This window comes from Streptococcus australis (assembly GCF_015553625.1).
GTDB classification, from domain to species: domain Bacteria; phylum Bacillota; class Bacilli; order Lactobacillales; family Streptococcaceae; genus Streptococcus; species Streptococcus australis_B.
Genome location: NZ_JADNGY010000002.1, coordinates 274,291 through 295,072, shown reverse-complemented (window position 1 = coordinate 295,072; position 20,782 = coordinate 274,291). Strand labels below are relative to the sequence as shown.

Genomic DNA, 20,782 nt, shown 5'->3' with positions numbered 1-20,782 from the left:
AACCTTCCGGAAGCGATCCATCCTTCTTGGGTCGCTTTTTTATGAGGTGTTGGGACATTTTGTCTCAATAGAACTTACTAACTCGTTTAGCAGGTCCTACTGAAATAAAATATAGTTTTCTAGAAAGGAATATTCGAATGGCACACGAAAACGTCATTGAGATGCGTGAAATTACCAAAATCTTTGGTGAATTTGTCGCAAACGACAAAATCAACCTCGAATTGCGTAAAGGTGAAATTCATGCACTTCTTGGTGAAAATGGAGCTGGGAAATCAACCCTGATGAATATGTTGGCTGGTCTTTTGGAACCAACGAGCGGAGAAATTGTGGTCAATGGGAAGTCTGAAAAACTAGATTCTCCTTCAAAGGCTGCTTCTCTAGGGATTGGGATGGTTCACCAGCACTTCATGTTGGTGGAAGCTTTCACTGTTGCAGAAAATATCATTCTTGGTAGCGAAGTCACTAATAAAGGCGTATTAGATTTGAAAAAAGCTAATGCAGATATCCTTGAATTGTCAGAACGCTACGGCTTGGCTGTGGATCCTACAGCAAAGGTTGAAGATATTTCTGTTGGGGCTCAACAACGTGTAGAAATCTTGAAGACACTCTATCGCGGAGCTGATATTCTGATTTTCGACGAGCCTACTGCAGTGTTAACTCCTGCTGAAATTTTGGAGTTGATGGAAATTATGAAAACCCTTGTTAAAGAAGGGAAATCTATCATCCTTATCACTCACAAACTAGATGAAATTCGTGCCGTTGCAGACCGTGTCACAGTTATTCGTCGTGGTAAATCTATTCAAACTGTTGGTATCGAAGGTGCTACCAATAAAGATTTGGCAGAAATGATGGTTGGGCGCTCAGTTTCTTTCGTAACGGAAAAAGAAGAAGCACAGCCTAAAGAAGTGGTTCTTGCAATTTCTGACTTAGTCGTGAATGAAAACCGTGGTGTTCCTGCGGTCAAAGAGCTATCTCTTGATGTTCGCGCAGGTGAAATTGTCGGGATTGCAGGGATTGATGGGAACGGTCAGAGTGAATTGATTCAGGCTATTACCGGACTTCGCAAAGTCAAATCAGGTAGTATCAAAATTAAGGGACAAGAAGTTGTTGGTCTTTCCCCACGTAAGATTACTGAAATGAATGTCAGCCACGTTCCTGAGGATCGTCATCGTGATGGTCTTGTTCTCGAAATGATGCTTTCTGAAAACATCGCACTTCAAACTTACTACAAAGAACCACTTAGCAAAAACGGTGTGTTGAATTACAATCAAATCAATTCATATGCCCGCAAGTTGATGGAAGAATTTGATGTTCGTGCAGCCAACGAGATTGTTCCAGCAAGTGCTCTATCAGGAGGAAATCAACAAAAGGCCATTATTGCTCGTGAAGTTGATCGGAATCCAGATTTGTTAATCGTTAGCCAACCGACACGTGGATTGGACGTTGGTGCGATTGAGTACATCCATAAACGTTTGATTGACGAACGTGATAAAGGAAAAGCCGTCCTCGTTGTCAGCTTCGAATTAGATGAAATTCTAAACCTATCAGACCGGATTGCTGTTATTCATGATGGAAAAATCCAAGGTATTGTGAAGCCATCTGAGACCAACAAACAAGAGCTTGGAATTCTAATGGCTGGTGGAGAAATCAAGGAGGCTTCAAATGAATAAAAATACAAGACAAATTGCTATTCCTTTTATTTCTGTAATCCTAGGAATCATCCTTGGAGCCGTCATCATGTGGATCTTTGGTTATGATGCTCTTTGGGGTTATGAAGAACTCTTCAAGACAGCTTTTGGTTCTATTAAAAATGTGGGTGAAATTTTCCGCGCCATGGGACCACTGGTTTTGATCGCTCTCGGATTTGCAGTAGCTAGCCGAGCTGGATTTTTCAATGTTGGCTTACCAGGACAGGCCTTGGCTGGGTGGATTGCGGCAGTATGGTTCGCTTTATCTTTTCCAGATATCCCTCGTATCTTAATGATTCCTTTAACAGTCCTTGTGGCTGCAATTGCAGGTGGTTTCGTTGGTTTGATTCCAGGTATCTTGCGAGCATTTTTGGGAACGAGTGAAGTCATCGTTACCATTATGATGAACTACATCGTCCTGTTTGCTGGAAATGAAATCATCCGGAACTTCCCTAAAAAGTTCATGGTCGATTCTGAATCTAGTATCACAGTAGGGGCAAATGCAAGTTATCGACTAGGTTTTCTGACTGAATTAACCAAGTCACGGATGAATATTGGTATCTTTATCGCCTTGATTGCTGTTGCAGTAGTTTGGTTCATTATTAAGAAAACAACCCTTGGTTTTGAAATCCGTTCCGTTGGTCTTAACCCGAATGCTTCAGATTATGCAGGGATGTCAGCTAAACGAATCATCATTCTTTCCATGGTGATTTCAGGTGCCCTCTGTGGGATCGGTGGAGCAGTAGAAGGAATCGGTACCTTCCAGAACATTTATGTTCAACCTGGTTCCTTGGCTATTGGATTTAATGGGATGGCGGTGGCCCTCCTTGCTAGCAATTCTCCTATCGGGATTGTCTTTGCGGCCTTCTTGCTTGGTACCCTGCAAACAGGTGCGCCAGGTATGACCACAGCGACCATTCCACCAGAACTTGTCAATATTGTGACAGCTTCGATTATCTTCTTTGTAAGTGCTCATTACATTATCGAAAAATACATCAAGCCTAAAAAACAAATGAAAGGAGTAGAGTAAGGATGAATACTGTTGCTATACTAACGATTCTTGTATCGAATATGCTGGTCTATGCTGCTCCCCTCATTTTCACTAGTATCGGAGGAGCCTACTCCGAACATGCTGGTGTTGTTAACGTCGGTTTGGAAGGTATCATGGTTATGGGAGCTTTCACAGGAGTCGTGTTTAACTTGACTTTTGCTGACTCTCTTGGTGGCATGACCATCTGGTTATCTCTCCTTGCAGGTGGTTTGGTTGGTCTTATTTTCTCTGCTATCCATGCTGTAGCTACTATCAACTTCCGTGCTGACCACGTGGTGAGTGGTACGGTATTGAACTTGTTGGCTCCTGCCTTAGCTGTCTTCTTGGTAAAAGCAATCTACGGAAAAGGTCAAACCAACAATATCGATTTGTCATTTGGTAAATTTGATTTTCCTTTCTTGTCTGATATCCCTGTCATTGGTGATATCTTCTTCAAGAACACAAGCTTAATGGGATATGTCGCGATTGGATTTTCATTTGTAGCATGGTTTATTATGTTTAAAACGAAGTTCGGTCTTCGCCTTCGCTCAGTCGGTGAACATCCACAAGCTGCTGATACTCTTGGGATTAATGTTTACCTCATGCGTTACTATGGTGTGCTCATCTCTGGATTTTTAGGAGGAGTTGGGGGTGCCTTGTATGCGCAATCTGCTTCTGTTAATTTCTCTGCAACTACCATTGTAGGACCTGGATTTATCGCCCTAGCGGCTATGATTTTTGGTAAATGGAGCCCAATCGGTGCCATGCTATCCAGTCTATTCTTTGGTCTTTCACAAGCCTTGGCGGTTGTGTCTACGCAGATTCCTTTCCTTGCTCATATTCCAGGAGTGTACCTCCGTATTGCTCCGTATGTATTGACCATCATCGTCCTTGCAGCCTTCTTTGGTAAGTCGGTTGCGCCAAAAGCAGATGGTGTGAACTACATCAAGTCTAAATAAAAGCCTCCTTTATGGAGAAAGAAAGCACGAGTCACTCGGACTCGTGCTTTTTGTATGCTTATGGATTGGTTTGCATTTCTGCAAGTAGGTTTTCTGCTGTCGTAGTTGGCAAGATCCGCAGACGTTTTAGTGAGTAGAGGCCATCATCTAAACTAGCTAGTCCATTGTTGGTTGTCAAGCCCATTTTGTAGCCATTGGTTTTTGCTAGATCCATGGTGACGTCAGAGTAGCGACCAGCGGGGTAGACAATGGTGGTCGTGGTTTGATTGAGTTTCTTGTCTAATACTTTTTTGGAATTGGCTAGTTCAGCTTTTTGAGTGGCAGTATCTGATTGGGCCAAATCTGGGTGGGATACCGTATGGCTCTCAAAAGTAAGGCCTTGTGCTTTCATTTCTTTGATTTGATCAAAGGTTAGAACACTTGGTTTTTCCTTTTCAGAAAATGAAGTAATGATATTATTGGTTGCGGTCATTTGGTATTTTTTTAGGAGTGGATAGACTATGGTATAAAAGTCTGAAATTCCATCATCGAACGTCAACCAAACGACTTTGCCACCTTCAGGCAGTTCATTTTTTGTAAGTGCGCGATAAGCTTCTTCAGGCGTCAGGGTGTAGTAACCGGCCCCTTTTAAGGCTTTGAGATGACTCTCGAAGGTTTCTGGTGCTACAATGAGGTTGGCATTGGCCTCTTCCGAAGGGGCCATCGTGTGAACAGCGTGGTACATGAGAATTGGGATTTTCACAGGTTGCTCTTGTTTTACCCATTTGGTAGTAGAACCTTGCTGTTTCATCGTCTGACTTGTATTTGTTTCTTGCTTGTCAGCAATAGTCCCCTGTTTCAATAGGAGGAACCCTAAAAAGAATATGCAAGACAGAAGAAAAGCATTTAAAATCAGTAGTAATCGTATTTTCTTTGGGACACGTCTTTTTCGGTGATTCATAGAGACCCCTTTCTTTATCAATATCATTATATCATAGGGTCATGAAATCTCTTAAAGACAAAGTTACAAATGGGGTAAAATTTCAGGAGATCTAGGCTGTTATTGAAGGCATGGGTTGCTAGTTAGTTTGAAGAGGAGGTCTAAATCTCAAAAAGTAAAGTTCTTGTAGAGGAAGAAGGGCAAAGAACTAGTCAGAAAGGGCTAATTTTTGATATAATGGAATATATTAGATGTTTAAGGAGACCAACATGTCTGTTAAGATTGCCTTACTAGGATTTGGTACTGTTGCCAGCGGCGTACCATTTTTATTAAAAGAAAACCATGAAAAGATCAGCCAGGCTGCTCAAGATGACATTGAGATTGCTAAGGTCTTGGTTCGCGATGATGCGGAGAAAGAAAGCTTGCAAGCAGCTGGCCATGACTACAATTTTGTAACCAATGTCGATGAGATCATTGAAGACAAAGATATTGCTATCGTGGTTGAGTTGATGGGCCGGATTGAGCCAGCCAAGACCTTTATCACCCGCGCTCTTGAAGCAGGAAAGCACGTGGTCTCTGCCAACAAAGACCTCCTTGCCGTTCATGGAAGTGAGTTACTAGAGATTGCAAAAGAACACCAAGTAGCCCTTTATTATGAAGCTGCCGTAGCGGGTGGAATTCCAATCCTTCGGACCTTGGTGAATTCCTTGGCTTCTGACAAGGTGACCAAAGTTCTCGGTGTGGTCAATGGTACTTCTAACTTCATGATGACCAAAATGGTCGAAGAAGGCTGGACTTATGAGGATGCTTTAGCAGAAGCGCAACGCCTTGGTTACGCTGAAAGTGACCCGACCAATGACGTTGAAGGAATCGATGCAGCTTATAAGATGGTGATTTTGAGCCAATTTGCCTTTGGGATGAACATCCAATTTGACCAAGTAGGGCACAAAGGGATCAGCCAAATCACTCCTCAAGATGTCTCAGTAGCCCAAAGCCTTGGTTATGTGATCAAGTTGGTCGGCTCGATTGTTGAAACAGAGTCAGGGATTGCAGCAGAAGTGACACCAACCTTCCTTCCTAAAGAACATCCACTTGCTAGCGTGAACGACGTCATGAATGCGGTCTATGTGGAATCGATCGGGATTGGTGAGTCTATGTACTATGGACCAGGGGCAGGTCAAAAACCAACTGCGACTAGTGTTGTAGCTGACATCGTTCGCATTGTTCGTCGTTTGAATGAAGGAACAATCGGTAAAGCCTTCAACGAATACAGCCGCCCGCTTCAATTGGCTAAGCCTGAAGATGTGAAGAACAATTATTACTTCTCAATCAAGGCACCAGATGCGACTGGTCAAATCTTACGTATTGCGGAAATCTTTAATGCAGAAGGAGCTTCCTTCAAGCAAATCCTTCAAGAAGACTCAGATGGTCAATTTGCAAGTGTGGTTATCATTACCCACCAAGTCAACCAGACGCAATTCAAGAACTTGGTTGAAAAACTGGATTCAGAGCCGAATTTCAAACTCATGAATACCTTTAAAGTATTGGGAGAATAAGATGAGAATTACAGTACCAGCGACTAGTGCCAATGTAGGGCCAGGATTTGATTCTGTTGGAATCGCTGTTTCTAAGTATTTGACCATTGATGTGCTAGAAACGCAAGAAAACTGGTGGATTGAACATGACTTGGGAGAGGAAATCCCAAGCAATGAAGAGAATCTATTGCTTCAAACCGCTCTCCAAGTTGCATCTGATTTGCCTCCTCATCGTCTCAAGATGACCAGTGAAGTGCCTTTGGCGCGTGGTTTGGGTTCATCCAGCTCTGTTATCGTAGCGGGGATTGAGTTGGCCAATCAACTGGGCAAATTATCCCTAAGTGATGAAGATAAACTAGAAATTGCGACAAAAATCGAAGGTCATCCGGATAACGTAGCGCCAGCCATTTTTGGAAATCTGGTCGTAGCGAGCTATGTGGATCAGCAGACCAATCATTTGGTCCTTCCATTCCCTGAGTGTGCTTTGGTAGCCTTTGTTCCCAATTACGAACTCAAGACTAGCGATAGCCGAAATGTCCTTCCAAGTGAGTGGACGTATAAGGAAGCTGTGGCAGCTAGTTCAATTGCAAATGTGGCCATTGCTGCTCTTGCTAAGGGTGACTTACGAGTTGCAGGAAAAGCTATCGAAGCGGATCGCTTCCATGAGCGCTACCGCCAACAGTTGGTTGCAGAGTTCCCTCAGGTTAAAGAAGTTGCACATCAACACGATGCTTATGCCACCTACCTTTCTGGTGCAGGTCCAACTATTATGACCTTGCTTCCAGTTGAACATGCAGAAACCTTTGCCAAAGACTTGGAGTCTAAGGACTTAAATGGTCAGGTCTTCTCATTAAAGATTGACACAACTGGTGTGAAGGTAGAGGCCAGTGAATCTTGATTCAATAAAAAATGATTAGATAGGCTAAATTAGTCTATCTAATTTTATTTATCTATGATAAAATAGTTCTATAAATCATTTGTCTATCAAATTATTTTAGGATAATAAACAATTATTCGAAAGATAGATAGAATTGTAAAGGAGACTGTAATTCTAATGAAAGACTTTGAACGTCATCAACTTGCTACGGAACTTGGATTCCAGTATGATCCGGAAACCTCATCTATTTATGGGGAAAACTCTGGCTATTTCTTCTTAATGAAAGAAACCGACACAAAAAATGTTTTTACCATTGCTCTTTCTGTTTCACGTGATGATGCAGAAGAAGCAGCGGCTCAATTGCATCAAATGGTCAAAGAATCTTCTGTTCTAAAGAGCATTAGCCTCAACCAATATGTCACAACTTTCACTGTAAAAGCTGGGATGACCAAAGCAAAAACGATTGAAAACATTCACCAAGCCGTAACAGAAATCCTGGAATTTTTACAGACCAATGGCTTCTACACTGTTTGTGGCTACTCTGGTGAAAAAGGACCGGTTGGTCTCTACCAGATTGGAGATTCCCTTTTCTTGATGAATGAAGAAAACTATCAAATTGTGAGTTCCCAACTAAAAATTGAAACAGATTCATATAATAGTCAGAAAGAAAATGTCCTTCTTGGAACAGTCGGTGCCTTTATTGGTGCCATTATTGGAGGGGCTGTTACTCTTTTTATTGCCCGTCTCGGCTACGTAGCTTTTTATGCTGGTTTTATCCTTGGGATCTGTGTTGTCAAAGGCTATGAGATCTTAGGGAAGAAATTTAGCAAACTTGGTGCAGTTATTTCTAGTATCCTCTTGTTGGTGACTATTGTTCTCGTTCACCAATTTGACTATGCCTTAGAAGCAGTTAAACAGCTTGGACTCGACTTTAGTGATGGATTTGATTTGATCAATTCCCTTGTACTAAATGGTGAAGCACCTGAAAAATACTTCTTTAACTTCTTTATGTTGGCAGTCTTCACTATTATTGGGGGTGGTGTTGCCATTAGCTCAGCCTTGTCTACTCAAAAAACACGTGGGATTGCACGTAAGATTGGCTAATTCAATTAACCCTTGTTTAAAAAAATTAAAACAGAATCGGTCCTTTGGCTGTTTCTGTTTTTTTACTTCTGGGTCGAAAAGTGGGCTGGTTTTTGTTATAATGGATAAGATAACGTATAGAAGAGAGTTGTGAGATGGAAATCGTAAAGCAAATCAAAGAGGAATTGGCTGGTATTGAGATTTTGTTCAATGAGCCACTCAAACAATACACCTATACCAAGGTTGGAGGGGCGGCAGATTATTTAGCCTTTCCTCGTAATCAATATGAATTAAAACGAATTGTTACCTTTGCAAATGCCCAGGAAATCCCTTGGATGGTCTTGGGGAATTCTTCCAATATTATCGTCCGTGACGGTGGGATTGAAGGCTTTGTGATCATGTTTGATCATTTTCATGATATCCGGGTCAATGGGTATGTGATTGAAGCAGAGGCAGGTGCTAAGCTGATCGATGTGACTCATGTAGCCCGCTACCATAGCTTGACAGGTTTTGAATTTGCCTGTGGGATTCCAGGTAGCATCGGTGGAGCTGTCTATATGAATGCTGGCGCCTATGGTGGTGAGATTGCCCACATTCTCCAATCGTGTAAGGTCTTGACGCCAGAAGGAGAAATTAAAACCTTAACAGCAGAAGAATTAGCCTTTGGCTATCGTCATTCCAAGATCCAAGAGACAGGAGATGTGGTGATTGCTGCTAAGTTTGCTCTAGCGCCAGGCAACTATGATCAGATCAATCAAGAAATGGCTCGCTTGACTCATTTGCGTGAGCTTAAGCAACCACTTGAGTATCCATCTTGTGGTTCGGTCTTTAAACGGCCAGTGGATCACTTTGCTGGACAATTGATTAGTGAAGCTGGATTAAAGGGACACCGGATTGGTGGTGTAGAGGTTTCAGAAAAGCATGCTGGCTTTATGATCAATGTCGATCATGGTACTGCCAAAGATTATGAAGACTTAATCGCTCATGTCATCGCGACAGTTGAAAAATCAGCTGGTGTGACCTTGGAGCGCGAAGTCCGTATTATTGGGAAAGATTAAGGGTTCGAGATGGAATAAGGGTTACTCTAGGGTAGACCCTTCCTACTTTAGAAGGGGGGTGAGTGCCTATCGATACCGAAAATAGGTGGGGCAGTCTTATAAGTCCCCGAGAGGTGTTGGTGGCCTGACGGGTTCGCTCGTCAGCCTATGAGACTAGTGGTTGGTCTCAGAAGGAAACGCATGAAAAAGAAGGAATTTATGTGAATTGAAAAAACCAATTATTGAGTTTAGAAATGTCTCAAAAGTATTTGAAGACAGTGATACAGTGGTTCTCAAAGACATCAACTTTGAGTTGGAAGAAGGGAAATTCTATACCCTCCTCGGTGCTTCAGGATCTGGTAAATCAACGATTCTGAACATCATTGCTGGTTTGTTAGACGCTTCGACAGGAGATGTCCTCTTGGATGGTGTTCGGATCAATGATGTACCGACCAATAAACGGGACGTCCATACCGTCTTCCAATCCTATGCCCTTTTCCCACATATGAATGTGTTTGAGAATGTTGCTTTCCCTCTCCGTTTGAAGAAAGTTGACAAGTCTGAAATCGAGAGACGAGTAACAGAAGTCCTCAAGATGGTTCAATTGGGAGGCTTTGAGAAACGGTCCATCCAGAAACTTTCTGGTGGTCAACGCCAGCGGGTAGCCATTGCACGGGCGATTATCAATGAACCGCGAGTAGTCCTCTTGGATGAGCCCTTGTCTGCCCTTGACTTGAAGTTACGGACTGACATGCAGTATGAGCTCCGTGAATTGCAACAACGCTTGGGTATTACCTTTGTTTTTGTAACCCACGACCAGGAAGAAGCGCTAGCGATGAGTGACTGGATCTTTGTCATGAACGAAGGAGAAATCGTCCAATCAGGAACGCCAGTTGATATCTACGATGAGCCCATTAATCATTTTGTTGCGACCTTTATCGGTGAGTCCAATATCCTTCCAGGGATCATGATCGAAGACTATCTAGTAGAATTCAACGGTAAACGCTTTGAGTCAGTCGATGGAGGGATGAGACCAAACGAACCGGTCGAAGTCGTCATTCGTCCCGAAGACTTGCGAATCACCCTGCCCGAAGAAGGTAAGCTCCAGGTAAAAGTGGATACCCAACTGTTCCGTGGGGTACACTATGAGATCATCGCCTATGATGAATTGGGAAATGAGTGGATGATCCACTCAACCCGTAAGGCTATCGTAGGAGAGGAAATCGGTCTGGACTTTGAGCCAGAAGATATCCACGTCATGCGTCTCAATGAAACGGAAGAAGAGTTTGATGCTCGGATCGAAGAGTACGTCGAAGTGGAAGAGCAAGAAGCCGGATTGATCAATGCCATCGAGGAGGAAAGAGATGAAGAAAACAACCTCTAACCTCTTTGTGGTTCCCTACTTTCTCTGGATCCTCCTCTTTGTCTTGGCTCCCGTAGTTTTGATTATTTGGCAATCCTTTGTTAATGTCCAGGGACAGGGTTCCTTAGAGAACTACCAAACCTTTTTTACAGCGCAGAATTGGACCTACCTCAAGATGAGTTTTAACTCCATTCTCTATGCTGGAATCGTCACCTTTGTGACGCTCTTGATTTCTTACCCGACAGCTTATTTTTTGACCCAGCTCAAACATCGCCAACTCTGGCTCATGCTGATTGTCCTTCCGACCTGGGTCAACCTCTTGCTCAAGGCTTATGCCTTTATCGGGATCTTTGGTCAAGGGGGATCTATTAACCAATTCTTGAGCTTCATCGGAATCGGTCCGCAACAGATCCTTTTTACGGACTTTTCTTTCATCTTTGTTGCTAGTTACATTGAGTTGCCCTTTATGATCCTTCCTATCTTCAATGTTTTGGATGATTTGGATCCAAACCTCATCAATGCTAGCTATGACCTAGGAGCTAACAAGTGGGATACCTTCCGTCGAGTTGTCTTCCCACTGTCTATGAACGGGGTTCGCTCGGGTGTTCAGTCAGTCTTTATTCCAAGTTTGAGTCTCTTCATGTTGACGCGTTTGATCGGAGGAAACCGGGTCATTACTCTGGGGACTGCCATCGAGCAACACTTTCTCACAACACAAAACTGGGGAATGGGATCCACCATTGGGGTGGTCTTGATCCTTGCTATGCTCTTAGTCATGTGGGTAACGAGAGAAAGGAGTGAACGATGAAAAAGATTTCACGTATCTATTTAGGATTGATTTTCCTGCTCCTTTATCTCCCAATCTTTTACTTGATTGCCTATGCCTTTAATGCTGGTGGGGATATGAATGCTTTTACAGGCTTTACCTTGGAGCATTTCCAAAGTCTCTTTGAGGATACGCGTCTCATGTTGATCCTCTCACAGACCTTCCTCTTGGCCTTCTTGTCAGCCTTGATTGCGACTATTATTGGGACCTTTGGGGCAATCTACATTTACCAGTCTAAGAAGAAGTTTGAAGGACCATTTTTGTCCATCAATAACATCCTTATGGTGGCACCTGACGTTATGATTGGGGCTAGCTTCCTGATCCTCTTTACGACCATCAAGTTCCAGCTGGGCTTTGCTTCTGTCTTGATGAGTCACGTGGCCTTTTCTATTCCAATCGTGGTCTTGATGGTCTTGCCGCGCTTGAAGGAAATGAACCGTGATATGGTCAATGCGGCCTATGACCTAGGAGCTACTCAGGTACAGATGTTGAAGGAAATCATGCTTCCTTATTTGACACCTGCCATCATTGCTGGTTACTTTATGGCCTTTACCTATTCCTTGGATGACTTTGCGGTGACCTTCTTTGTTACAGGAAATGGGTTTACGACCTTGTCTGTTGAGATCTACTCACGGGCTCGTCAAGGGATTTCGTTGAATATCAATGCCCTTTCTGCCTTGGTCTTCCTCTTCAGTATCTTACTGGTGGTCGGCTATTACTTCATCACTAGAGAGAAGGAGGAGACAGTATGAAAAAACTCTATTCATTCTTGCTAGGGATTGTCGTGGTCATCCTCGTGTTAGCGGGACTAAGTGCCCGTCTTGAAGCAAAGACCAATCCAAAAGACAGTGACAAGCTGGTCATCTACAACTGGGGAGACTATATCGATCCAGAATTGCTCAAGGAATTTACCAAGGAGACAGGCATTCAAGTCCAATACAATACCTTTGATTCCAATGAAGCCATGTACACCAAGATCAAGCAAGGGGGGACGGCTTACGATATTGCCATCCCAAGTGAATACATGATCGCCAAGATGATGGACGAAAACTTGCTTGAAAAGTTGGATAAGTCCAAACTAAAAGGCTTAGACAATATTGACCCACGTTTCTTGAACCTGAATTTTGATCCGGACAATCAGTACTCAGTTCCTTACTTCTGGGGAACTCTTGGTATCATCTACAACACCAAGATGGTGGATAAGGCACCTGAGCACTGGGCTGATCTATGGAGACCAGAGTACAAGAATGACATCATGATGTACGATGGGGCGCGTGAGGTCATGGGGATTGGACTCAATAGCTTAGGTTATAGTCTCAACTCCAAGGATCCTCAGCAACTCCAAGAAGCTGTTGATAAGCTTTATACCTTGATGCCCAATATCAAGGCCCTTGTAGCCGACGAAATGAAAGGCTACATGATCCAAAACAATGCGGCTATTGGGGTGACCTTCTCCGGTGAAGCCAGTCAAATGCTAGAGGCCAATGAGGACCTCCGCTATGTCGTCCCATCAGAAGCTAGCAACCTTTGGTTTGACAACATTGTCATTCCAAAGACCGTGAAGAATAAAGAAGCAGCTTATGCCTTTATCAACTTCATGCTTCGCCCAGAAAATGCATATAAGAATGCTCTCTATGTCGGTTATTCCACACCGAACAAAGAAGCTAAGAAGATGCTACCAGAAGAGGTCCAAGAGGACCAGGCCTTCTATCCAAGCGATGACACGCTAAAGAATTTAGAAGTCTATGAACAACTTGGTAAGAAGTGGTTGGGAGTCTATAACGACCTCTACCTACAAGTGAAGATGTATCGGAAGTAGGATAGCAGAAGTATACATAATTTAATTATAGTTAATAAGCTCATAGTCCTTAAAAGGGGCTATGGGCTTGTTTTTATAATGTATTAATTGTAGAAAATTCTTAGAGTCTATCAATAAACTAGAAGAAAGATCAATTCTGTGATAAAATAGTATTACTAATAATGATTGGAGTTAATTTTGGCACTATCTGTTGTAGTCCCATGTTTTAACGAAGAAGAATCGATTCCATTATTTTATGAAGAGATGGAACGTGTTCGGACAGCGATGGGAGAAGAATTTGAATATATTTTTATTAATGATGGGTCTTCTGATAAAACCTTAGATGTTTTACGAGAACTCAATCTCTTGAATCCTTGTGCCCACTATCTTTCTTTTTCACGGAACTTTGGGAAGGAAGCTGCTCTCTATGCAGGACTTCAGCATGCTTCAGGAGATTATGTTACGGTCATGGATGTGGACCTACAAGATCCTCCAGAGCTGTTGATTGAAATGAAGCAGAAGTTGGATCAGCAGCCAAATCTAGATTGTGTCGGAACCCGTCGGGTGACCCGTGATGGGGAGCCGCCGATTCGCTCCTTCTTTGCACGGATGTTTTATAAATTGATCAATCATATCAGCCAAGTGGAAATGGTTGACGGAGCGCGTGATTTCCGTTTGATGCGTCGCCCTATGGTCGATGCCATCATGGAGTTATCCGAGTACAATCGTTTTTCAAAAGGGATTTTTGCCTGGGTAGGATTTGAGACAGAGTACCTCGAATATAAAAATGTAGAGCGCGTAGCAGGAGAGACGTCCTGGAATTTTTGGTCCCTCTTTAAATACTCTATTGAAGGGATTGTTAACTTCTCAGATGCCCCACTAAATATTGCCTTTATTGGTGGACTTTTATCTTGGATCTTAGCCTTTGTCATGATGGTTCTGATTGTGGTCCGTACTCTAGTCTTTGGAGATCCAACTTCTGGATGGCCATCCCTCATGACGGTGATTCTCTTTCTGGGAGGATTCCAATTGCTAACCATTGGAATTTTGGGTAAATATATCGGTAAAATCTTTATGGAAACCAAGAAACGTCCAATCTATGTCATCAAGGAGAAAAGCAAGTAAAAAGCAGAAAACTTCTGCTTTTTTTGCTATAATGATAAGGATAAAGCATATGAAAGGAATTTACCATGATTTTAATTACAGGTGCAAATGGGCAACTTGGAACTGAGCTGCGCCATTTGTTAGATGAACGAAATGAAGAATATGTAGCCGTTGATGTGGCGGAAATGGATATCACAAATGCAGAGAAAGTAGATGAAGTATTTGCGGAAGTGAAGCCGACCTTGGTCTACCATTGTGCTGCCTATACCGCAGTTGATGCAGCAGAAGATGAAGGAAAAGAATTGGATTACGCCATCAACGTGACAGGTACGGAAAATGTAGCAAAAGCGTCTGAAAAACACGGTGCAACCTTGGTTTATATCTCGACCGACTACGTTTTTGATGGGAATAAGCCAGTTGGTCAAGAATGGGAAGTGGATGATCAGCCAAATCCTCAAACAGAATATGGTCGGACTAAACGTATGGGGGAAGAGCTAGTTGAAAAACATGTGACTAACTACTACATTATCCGTACTGCTTGGGTCTTTGGTAATTACGGTAAGAACTTTGTTTTCACGATGCAAAACCTTGCTAAAACTCACAAGACGCTTACAGTCGTTAATGACCAACATGGTCGTCCAACTTGGACACGTACGTTAGCAGAGTTTATGACCTATCTAGCTGAAAATCGTAAGGAATATGGTTATTACCACTTGTCTAATGATGCAGCAGAAGATACAACTTGGTATGACTTTGCAGTTGAAATCCTCAAAGATACGGATGTTGAAGTGAAACCAGTGGATTCTAGCCAATTCCCAGCTAAGGCGAAACGCCCACTGAACTCAACAATGAGTTTGGCAAAAGCGAAAGCAACAGGATTTGTTATTCCAACTTGGAAGGATGCTTTGAAAGAGTTTTATAAACAAGAAGTGAAATAAATTTTTTGATAATATAAGAAAGGCCTTTCAGGTCTTTTTGTGTTATATTTGCTTGTCTTTTACACATTTTATAAAAACTATAGTATAATAAGGGGAAAGTTTTTTGTAGGAGAAATATTTTTTCAAAGTATAATGAATTTATTAAAGAAGGTAAACATAATGAATGATAGAGATTTTTCAAAAATTTCTTCAAAACAGAATTATATTTGGAATATGTTAGGAACGATCTCATCATCTTTAGTGTCAGTTGTTCTTTTGTTATTAGCTTCAAGGTTACTTGATCCAAAAAATTCAGATATTTTCAGTATAGCCTTTGCATTAGGACAACAGTTCTATGTGTTAGGATATTTTCAAATACGAAATATGCAGTCGACAGATGTACAAGAAAAATATACTTTTAATTCATACCATAACACTCGTATTGTGACGCTATTGTTAATGATACTAACTTCTTTTTTCTATATTATTATACAAGGATATGATTTGTATAAAAGTTTAATTGTGTTATTGTTAGTACTTTACCGTGCGTTTGATGCTTATTCAGATGTATTTCAGGGTTTTTTTCAACAACATAATAGATCAGATTTAGCCGGAAAAATTTTATTTTATAGAAGTTGGGTCTGCATCATCATTTTTGGTTTGTGTTTATTTCTCTCAAATTCATTAATGATTTCAAGTGTTATAGTTTGTTTAGCAAATATTTTTCTTACAATAATTTTAGACTATAGAATTTCGAAGAAATATTTTGATATTGATTTTTTACCATCGTTGAAAAATGATAGTTCTAATATCATTTCAATTTTAAAAGATGCTTTCCCATTATTTTTAAATGGTTTTCTAATTACTTATGTTTATAATGAAGCTAAAATAGATATTGATACATTATTAGCACAGGGCTATTTTTCAAATGGTATTCAAAGAGATTTTAATGTTTTATTTATGCCAGTATTTGTTTTATCTCTATTATTTTTCATTTTGCGTCCCTTAACAACTCAGCTATCAATTTATTGGTATGAAAAGAGATATAAATTATTTTACAAACAGGTTCATATTCTTTTTTCTGTAATGTTTATTTTAGGTTTAATAATTATTGGTATCGGTTATCTAGTAGGTACAGAAGTACTTGGGTTTGTGTATGGTACTTCCTTAGTACAATATAAAGTTCCATTTACTGTATTACTTACAGCAGGCATTTTAAATGTTCTTGCATTGGTTATTGATATTGTATTGACAATCTTTAGGAAACAATCTTATTTAGTTATTGCCTATATAGTTACATTTTTTATTGCAAAATTTGTTACAATGCCTTTTGTAATGAATAATGGTATTTTTGGAGCTTCCGTTTCATTTTTAATATCAATGACTGTTTTCTTAATATCTAGTTTTTTAATTTATCTTTATGTAAGTTATAAAAGTGTGAAGTTAAAATCTCAATAATATTTGTTGGCTATAATAGTATGATATAAAATCAAGTTCATTTGCTGAAAAATTAATTAGTACGTTTTCGTGTGTTAATTTTTAGAGGCCTATATAGACAAAGTGAGGAAATATTAATGACAAATCCAGCAATTTCTATAATAATTCCTGTATATAACGCACAAGAGGGAATTAAACAATGTATGGATTCTCTTCTCAATCAATCATTTACAGATTTTGAGATTATTCTTTTAAATGATGGCTCTACTGATAATAGTTTAGAAGTTATTAAAAGGTATGCTACTCATAATGATTTTATCCGAGTAATTGATAAAGAAAATGAAGGAGTTGCTAAAACTAGAAATAAAGGTATACAACTTGCTAAGGGCGAGTATCTCGTCTTTATTGATAATGATGATTTTGTTGATTCGGATTATTTAGAGCGTTTTTATAATGAAATAGACCAAGAACAACTAGATATTGTTCTTGGTGGTTATAAGCGCGTTAATCAGGAAATGAAGACACTTTTTAAGCAAGATTTAACACAATCTGAATGGTCTAAGTATATAGTCGTTGCACCTTGGGCACGTATTTATCGAACTTCGTTTTTAACAGATAATAATATCCAGTTCTTTGATTATCCAATAGGTGAAGATGTTATCTTTACTTTGACTGCTTACAATTTAACAGAAAAAATTAAAATAATTGATTATAATGGCTATAATTGGTTTTTTAATGAGAAGAGTATCTCAAACACATCTCAAAGAGGCTTTAATCCGAATATAGATATTGTGTATTTCCTGAGTCACTTGCTTCAAGTTGCTGGCGATTCAAAATATATTCGCTATTTTATTAAACGATATTACATTTGGTATTTACTCTTTTCTGGAAGAGCCGCTTCAAGTTCGTCATTTATGGATCAATATAGAAGAATTAAAGAATGGGTTTCTAAAGAAGGTATTGATTCAAATTTAACACCATTTTCATCTGAGATAACAGGAGAAAGAATTCAAACAGTTATTTCTGTAATGGCTTTTAGAACTTTAGAACGTTTGAGATTAGTTTCACTGTTTTCGAGATTTTACTGTAAAGGAAAGGAAAAGTAGTTGAGAGTTTTAATGATAATTCCTGCCTACAATGAGGAGGAAAGCATTTTCGACACGGTAACAAGTATCTTGAATTACCGCAAGAAAGTTGATTTTGATTTGGACTATGTTGTTATCAATGATGGCTCAACAGATAAGACAAAACAAATTCTAGAAGAGAATCATTTTAATGCTGTTCATCTTGTGATGAATCTTGGTATTGGTGGTGCGGTTCAAACAGGATACAAATATGCACTAGAGCATGACTATGATGTAGCAGTTCAATTTGATGGCGATGGTCAGCATGATATTGAATCCTTATCAGACTTGCTAGAACCAATTCAAAAAAACGTGGCAGACCTAGTTATCGGATCTCGTTTTGTTGGTGACGTTAAATCAGAATTTCAAACGACTTTTATGAGACGCTTTGGAATCGGTGTGATTTCTAATCTTATCAAATGGACAACAGGCCAAAGAGTTTTAGATACAACATCAGGCTACCGTTTAGCTGATAAAGCTGTTATTAAACAGTTCGCTATGCGTTATCCAATCAAGTATCCTGAACCAGAAACTATTGTTCATATTTTGAAACGTAAATATCGTGTTGTTGAACGACCAGCAAATATGTTTGAACGTACTGGAGGTGCTTCTTCCATTACGCCAATTAAATCCATTCGTTACATGATAGAAGTGTGTTCGTCAATTCTTATCGCAGCCTTTATGAAGGAGAGTGAATAATGTCAGTTTTATCTATTGTGATGTTGATAGCCTCAATCTTTTTCCTTTATTTAGTCATTAGAAATATCAACAAAAATAATATATTATTTGAACAGGCATTCATGTGGATTGTTATCAGTCTTGTCATGATTGTTATTTCTGTGTTTGATTCTATTCCTGGATACTTTGCTAAATTACTTGGATTTGAATTGACCTCCAATTTTCTATTGTCTCTTACTATTTTTTTCCTGTTGGTTATTGGATTTTTACAAACCATGACTTTGTCAAAACAAAAAGAACAGATAAAGCATTTAGTTCAAGAATTATCTATTTTAAAAAGTCATGTAGAAACGAAAGAGGAGAATGATGAACAGTAATCATACTTGGGTGATCTGTGCTTATGGAGAGAGCGAATATTTGGAAGCTTGTATTCAATCTTTGAAGAATCAAACTCTCCAATCACAGATTATCTGTTATAGTTCAACACCACTGGACTCGATCAAAGAACTTTGTCAGCGGTATGATATTCCATTTTATACCAAACAAGGTGGAGGAATTGGTAAGGACTGGAATAATGCCATGTCTTTTGTAGAGACAAAATATGCTACGATTGCCCATCAGGATGATTATTATGATCCGGACTATGCTGAGAAAGTTTTGGCTAAGATGGAAAAAAATCAAGATGTGTTGATTGGGTATTCTGATTATTTTGAAGAAAAAGATGGCCATAAAATTCCTGCGAATACAAATCTGAAGATCAAAACCTTGATGTTAAAAACCATGAATCTTTTTCCTGCTAGTCACTTTTGGCGAAACCGTGTGATGGCTTTTGGGAATCCGATTTGTTGTCCAGCAGTTACCTATAATCGAGAAAATTTGAAGAATTTCTATTTTGATGAAGGAATGAGAGTGAGTTTGGATTGGTACGCATGGTATAAGATCAGCGAGTATAAAGGTCGTTTTGCTTATGTATCTGACAAACTCATGTGCCACCGTATCCATGGAGAGTCTGAAACATCAAAAACCATTGCAGACAATACGCGTAGTAAAGAAGATCTATACATGTATGAACTCTTCTGGCCAAAATGGATGGCCAAGTTGTTGATGAGACAATATGTGAAGAGTCAACATTCAAATAATTAGTTTTTTATGTTTAGGGAGAAAAAATGAAAAACAGTAAAAGATTTTATTTATATATATTTATCGTATCTGTGTTGTATGCAATACAGTATTATATTAATAATAAAATTACACCAGTTGGAGATCAAACCGCATTTTTGAAATACGCAGAAGAATTTCAATATAATTATCTCTATTTTGGAATTGATCGTTATTTTACATGGAGTAGCAGACTGTTAATTGAATCAGCAACACTTTTATTTTCTGTTCATGAAAAACTATTTGTCATTGTATCTGCTTTGGCAACGTTTGTATTCCTATTACCTAGCAAAAAGTTCTCAAAGGAACTTCCATGGCTTCCAGGGTTCTTAATATTCATTTGTATTCCTGCAAGTGAATTTTTGAGTGCAGGATCAATTCCGACCTATGTAAATTATATTCTTCCGGCTTCATTCATGTTATTTTCTCTTTATTTTCGTCATTCATCAAACTTGTTGGTAAAGATTGCTAGTTTTGTAAGTTTTGTATTCGCTGTCATGCAAGAACAATTAGCAATTTATGCTTTTCTATGGATTGTTTTTGAACTCATTAGAGATTGGAAGATTAACAGTGACAGAAACTGGAATATTCTATTTGTTGTGGTTTCTTCATTAGGAATCTTATCAGCGAAATTAGCTCCTGGAAACACAATAAGATTTATGAAAAATGTAGATTCTTGGTTTCCAAATTTTATTAATTTAAATAGTATTCAAAAGGTGGGTCTAGGCATTTTAGAAACGGGAGATGGACTATTATCTGTCTCATTTGCATTTGTAACTTTATTTTTAATTGTTTCGGTAATTTTATCTATTTACAAAAATAATTTTACTAGTTTTATACTTTCTACAGTTGTTTTATTAACTATATTAAGTCATAAATTTGAATGGAGAAGTATATTGTTCACGCTATCCGCTGTTAGTAAGCTTGCCAGAGAAAGTGGAACATTTGAATTTAATTTCGTTTATTTTGGAGCAGTTCTATTCTATTTTGTTATATTGTTTATTTTACTGTTTATTATATGGAGTCTTTCAGATTCTAAAGATAAGGTTTGGCTTTCCTATTTGTTTATAATTGGCCTGTTGGGACGTATGGTTATTTCGTTTTCACCAACTTTGTATGCTTCAGATACTAGGACCTATTTACCAATAATGTTAAGTGTTTTCATAATAACCTGTAAGTTTATAAATGAAATTTATTTAAAGATAAAACATAGAAAAATTAATTAGAAGTAGATTCATTCTACTTTTTT

At 39.4% G+C, this 20,782-nt stretch carries 20 protein-coding genes; 19 read left to right on the top strand and 1 reads right to left on the bottom strand.

From position 1 onward, the window contains the following. Positions 1–137: 137 nt before the first annotated feature. Genes I2D56_RS02915 through I2D56_RS02905 form a run of 3 tightly spaced genes read left to right on the top strand, consistent with a single transcriptional unit; the run spans position 138 to position 3,677 of the window. Entirely contained in the window at positions 138–1,670 is a 1,533-nt protein-coding gene (locus tag I2D56_RS02915; RefSeq protein ID WP_195347947.1) for an ABC transporter ATP-binding protein, read from the top strand. Further along, positions 1,663–2,718, top strand: coding sequence for an ABC transporter permease (locus tag I2D56_RS02910; RefSeq protein WP_195347946.1), 1,056 nt, complete (start codon positions 1,663–1,665; stop codon positions 2,716–2,718). The genes I2D56_RS02915 and I2D56_RS02910 overlap by 8 nt, the downstream gene beginning before the upstream one ends. Before the next feature lie 2 nt (positions 2,719–2,720). Continuing rightward, positions 2,721–3,677, top strand: coding sequence for an ABC transporter permease (locus I2D56_RS02905; protein WP_195347945.1), 957 nt, complete (start codon positions 2,721–2,723; stop codon positions 3,675–3,677). Between the two features lie 58 nt (positions 3,678–3,735). Here the strand turns inward: I2D56_RS02905 and I2D56_RS02900 are convergent, their stop codons facing one another. After that, the gene (locus I2D56_RS02900) at positions 3,736–4,644 is read right to left on the bottom strand and encodes a polysaccharide deacetylase family protein (protein ID WP_195347944.1); all 909 of its coding nucleotides are present in this window, start codon (positions 4,642–4,644) and stop codon (positions 3,736–3,738) included. 221 nt (positions 4,645–4,865) lie between these two features. On the opposite strand from I2D56_RS02900, the gene I2D56_RS02895 reads away from it, so the two are divergent. From I2D56_RS02895 to I2D56_RS02820, 16 genes are all read left to right on the top strand, one after another. Beyond that, complete coding sequence (locus tag I2D56_RS02895) at positions 4,866–6,152, top strand: homoserine dehydrogenase (protein WP_195347943.1); 1,287 nt, start codon at positions 4,866–4,868, stop codon at positions 6,150–6,152. Between the two features lies 1 nt (position 6,153). Continuing rightward, positions 6,154–7,029 carry a homoserine kinase gene (thrB, locus tag I2D56_RS02890; RefSeq protein ID WP_195347942.1) on the top strand — a complete coding sequence of 292 codons (876 nt, stop codon included), beginning with the start codon at positions 6,154–6,156 and terminating at the stop codon, positions 7,027–7,029. Positions 7,030–7,185: 156 nt separating this feature from the next. Further along, entirely contained in the window at positions 7,186–8,112 is a 927-nt protein-coding gene (locus I2D56_RS02885; protein WP_195347941.1) for a hypothetical protein, read from the top strand. Positions 8,113–8,246: 134 nt separating this feature from the next. Continuing rightward, positions 8,247–9,149, top strand: coding sequence for a UDP-N-acetylmuramate dehydrogenase (murB, locus tag I2D56_RS02880; RefSeq protein ID WP_195213770.1), 903 nt, complete (start codon positions 8,247–8,249; stop codon positions 9,147–9,149). Between the two features lie 205 nt (positions 9,150–9,354). Next, positions 9,355–10,512, top strand: a complete 1,158-nt coding sequence (locus tag I2D56_RS02875; protein WP_129821952.1) for an ABC transporter ATP-binding protein — start codon at positions 9,355–9,357, stop codon at positions 10,510–10,512. Beyond that, positions 10,493–11,299, top strand: a complete 807-nt coding sequence (locus tag I2D56_RS02870; RefSeq protein ID WP_048687974.1) for an ABC transporter permease — start codon at positions 10,493–10,495, stop codon at positions 11,297–11,299. The genes I2D56_RS02875 and I2D56_RS02870 overlap by 20 nt, the downstream gene beginning before the upstream one ends. Then, positions 11,296–12,069, top strand: coding sequence for an ABC transporter permease (locus I2D56_RS02865; protein WP_048687979.1), 774 nt, complete (start codon positions 11,296–11,298; stop codon positions 12,067–12,069). Before I2D56_RS02870 ends, I2D56_RS02865 begins: the two co-directional genes overlap by 4 nt. Further along, a complete protein-coding gene (locus I2D56_RS02860; RefSeq protein WP_195347940.1) occupies positions 12,066–13,136 on the top strand; it encodes an ABC transporter substrate-binding protein in 1,071 nt (356 codons plus the stop codon). Before I2D56_RS02865 ends, I2D56_RS02860 begins: the two co-directional genes overlap by 4 nt. A 177-nt stretch (positions 13,137–13,313) precedes the next feature. Beyond that, entirely contained in the window at positions 13,314–14,240 is a 927-nt protein-coding gene (locus I2D56_RS02855; protein ID WP_195347939.1) for a glycosyltransferase family 2 protein, read from the top strand. A 65-nt stretch (positions 14,241–14,305) separates the two neighbouring features. Continuing rightward, complete coding sequence (gene rfbD / locus I2D56_RS02850) at positions 14,306–15,157, top strand: dTDP-4-dehydrorhamnose reductase (protein ID WP_195347938.1); 852 nt, start codon at positions 14,306–14,308, stop codon at positions 15,155–15,157. Positions 15,158–15,289: 132 nt separating this feature from the next. Continuing rightward, positions 15,290–16,594: an oligosaccharide flippase family protein gene (locus tag I2D56_RS02845; RefSeq protein ID WP_195347937.1), complete on the top strand. Its 1,305-nt coding sequence runs from the start codon at positions 15,290–15,292 to the stop codon at positions 16,592–16,594. Between the two features lie 116 nt (positions 16,595–16,710). After that, complete coding sequence (locus I2D56_RS02840; RefSeq protein WP_195347936.1) at positions 16,711–17,679, top strand: glycosyltransferase family 2 protein; 969 nt, start codon at positions 16,711–16,713, stop codon at positions 17,677–17,679. Then, positions 17,680–18,396: a glycosyltransferase family 2 protein gene (locus tag I2D56_RS02835; RefSeq protein ID WP_195347935.1), complete on the top strand. Its 717-nt coding sequence runs from the start codon at positions 17,680–17,682 to the stop codon at positions 18,394–18,396. Further along, positions 18,396–18,752, top strand: a complete 357-nt coding sequence (locus I2D56_RS02830; RefSeq protein ID WP_195347934.1) for a DUF2304 domain-containing protein — start codon at positions 18,396–18,398, stop codon at positions 18,750–18,752. Before I2D56_RS02835 ends, I2D56_RS02830 begins: the two co-directional genes overlap by 1 nt. Then, complete coding sequence (locus tag I2D56_RS02825) at positions 18,742–19,518, top strand: glycosyltransferase family 2 protein (RefSeq protein ID WP_195347933.1); 777 nt, start codon at positions 18,742–18,744, stop codon at positions 19,516–19,518. Before I2D56_RS02830 ends, I2D56_RS02825 begins: the two co-directional genes overlap by 11 nt. A gap of 23 nt (positions 19,519–19,541) precedes the next feature. Next, entirely contained in the window at positions 19,542–20,759 is a 1,218-nt protein-coding gene (locus I2D56_RS02820; RefSeq protein WP_195347932.1) for a beta-carotene 15,15'-monooxygenase, read from the top strand. Positions 20,760–20,782: the final 23 nt, after the last annotated feature.

What these genes read in the sequence shown, in the direction of transcription:
- I2D56_RS02865 (WP_048687979.1), top strand. Translation starts at nt 11,296, where the DNA reads ATGAAAAAGATTTCACGTATCTATTTAGGATTGATTTTCCTGCTCCTT.
- I2D56_RS02825 (WP_195347933.1), top strand. Translation starts at nt 18,742, where the DNA reads ATGAACAGTAATCATACTTGGGTGATCTGTGCTTATGGAGAGAGCGAA.
- thrB (WP_195347942.1), top strand. Translation starts at nt 6,154, where the DNA reads ATGAGAATTACAGTACCAGCGACTAGTGCCAATGTAGGGCCAGGATTT.
- I2D56_RS02910 (WP_195347946.1), top strand. Translation starts at nt 1,663, where the DNA reads ATGAATAAAAATACAAGACAAATTGCTATTCCTTTTATTTCTGTAATC.
- I2D56_RS02860 (WP_195347940.1), top strand. Translation starts at nt 12,066, where the DNA reads ATGAAAAAACTCTATTCATTCTTGCTAGGGATTGTCGTGGTCATCCTC.
- I2D56_RS02905 (WP_195347945.1), top strand. Translation starts at nt 2,721, where the DNA reads ATGAATACTGTTGCTATACTAACGATTCTTGTATCGAATATGCTGGTC.
- I2D56_RS02820 (WP_195347932.1), top strand. Translation starts at nt 19,542, where the DNA reads ATGAAAAACAGTAAAAGATTTTATTTATATATATTTATCGTATCTGTG.
- I2D56_RS02870 (WP_048687974.1), top strand. Translation starts at nt 10,493, where the DNA reads ATGAAGAAAACAACCTCTAACCTCTTTGTGGTTCCCTACTTTCTCTGG.
- I2D56_RS02830 (WP_195347934.1), top strand. Translation starts at nt 18,396, where the DNA reads ATGTCAGTTTTATCTATTGTGATGTTGATAGCCTCAATCTTTTTCCTT.
- I2D56_RS02885 (WP_195347941.1), top strand. Translation starts at nt 7,186, where the DNA reads ATGAAAGACTTTGAACGTCATCAACTTGCTACGGAACTTGGATTCCAG.
- murB (WP_195213770.1), top strand. Translation starts at nt 8,247, where the DNA reads ATGGAAATCGTAAAGCAAATCAAAGAGGAATTGGCTGGTATTGAGATT.
- I2D56_RS02900 (WP_195347944.1), bottom strand. Translation starts at nt 4,644, where the DNA reads ATGATATTGATAAAGAAAGGGGTCTCTATGAATCACCGAAAAAGACGT.
- I2D56_RS02840 (WP_195347936.1), top strand. Translation starts at nt 16,711, where the DNA reads ATGACAAATCCAGCAATTTCTATAATAATTCCTGTATATAACGCACAA.
- rfbD (WP_195347938.1), top strand. Translation starts at nt 14,306, where the DNA reads ATGATTTTAATTACAGGTGCAAATGGGCAACTTGGAACTGAGCTGCGC.
- I2D56_RS02915 (WP_195347947.1), top strand. Translation starts at nt 138, where the DNA reads ATGGCACACGAAAACGTCATTGAGATGCGTGAAATTACCAAAATCTTT.
- I2D56_RS02845 (WP_195347937.1), top strand. Translation starts at nt 15,290, where the DNA reads ATGAATTTATTAAAGAAGGTAAACATAATGAATGATAGAGATTTTTCA.
- I2D56_RS02895 (WP_195347943.1), top strand. Translation starts at nt 4,866, where the DNA reads ATGTCTGTTAAGATTGCCTTACTAGGATTTGGTACTGTTGCCAGCGGC.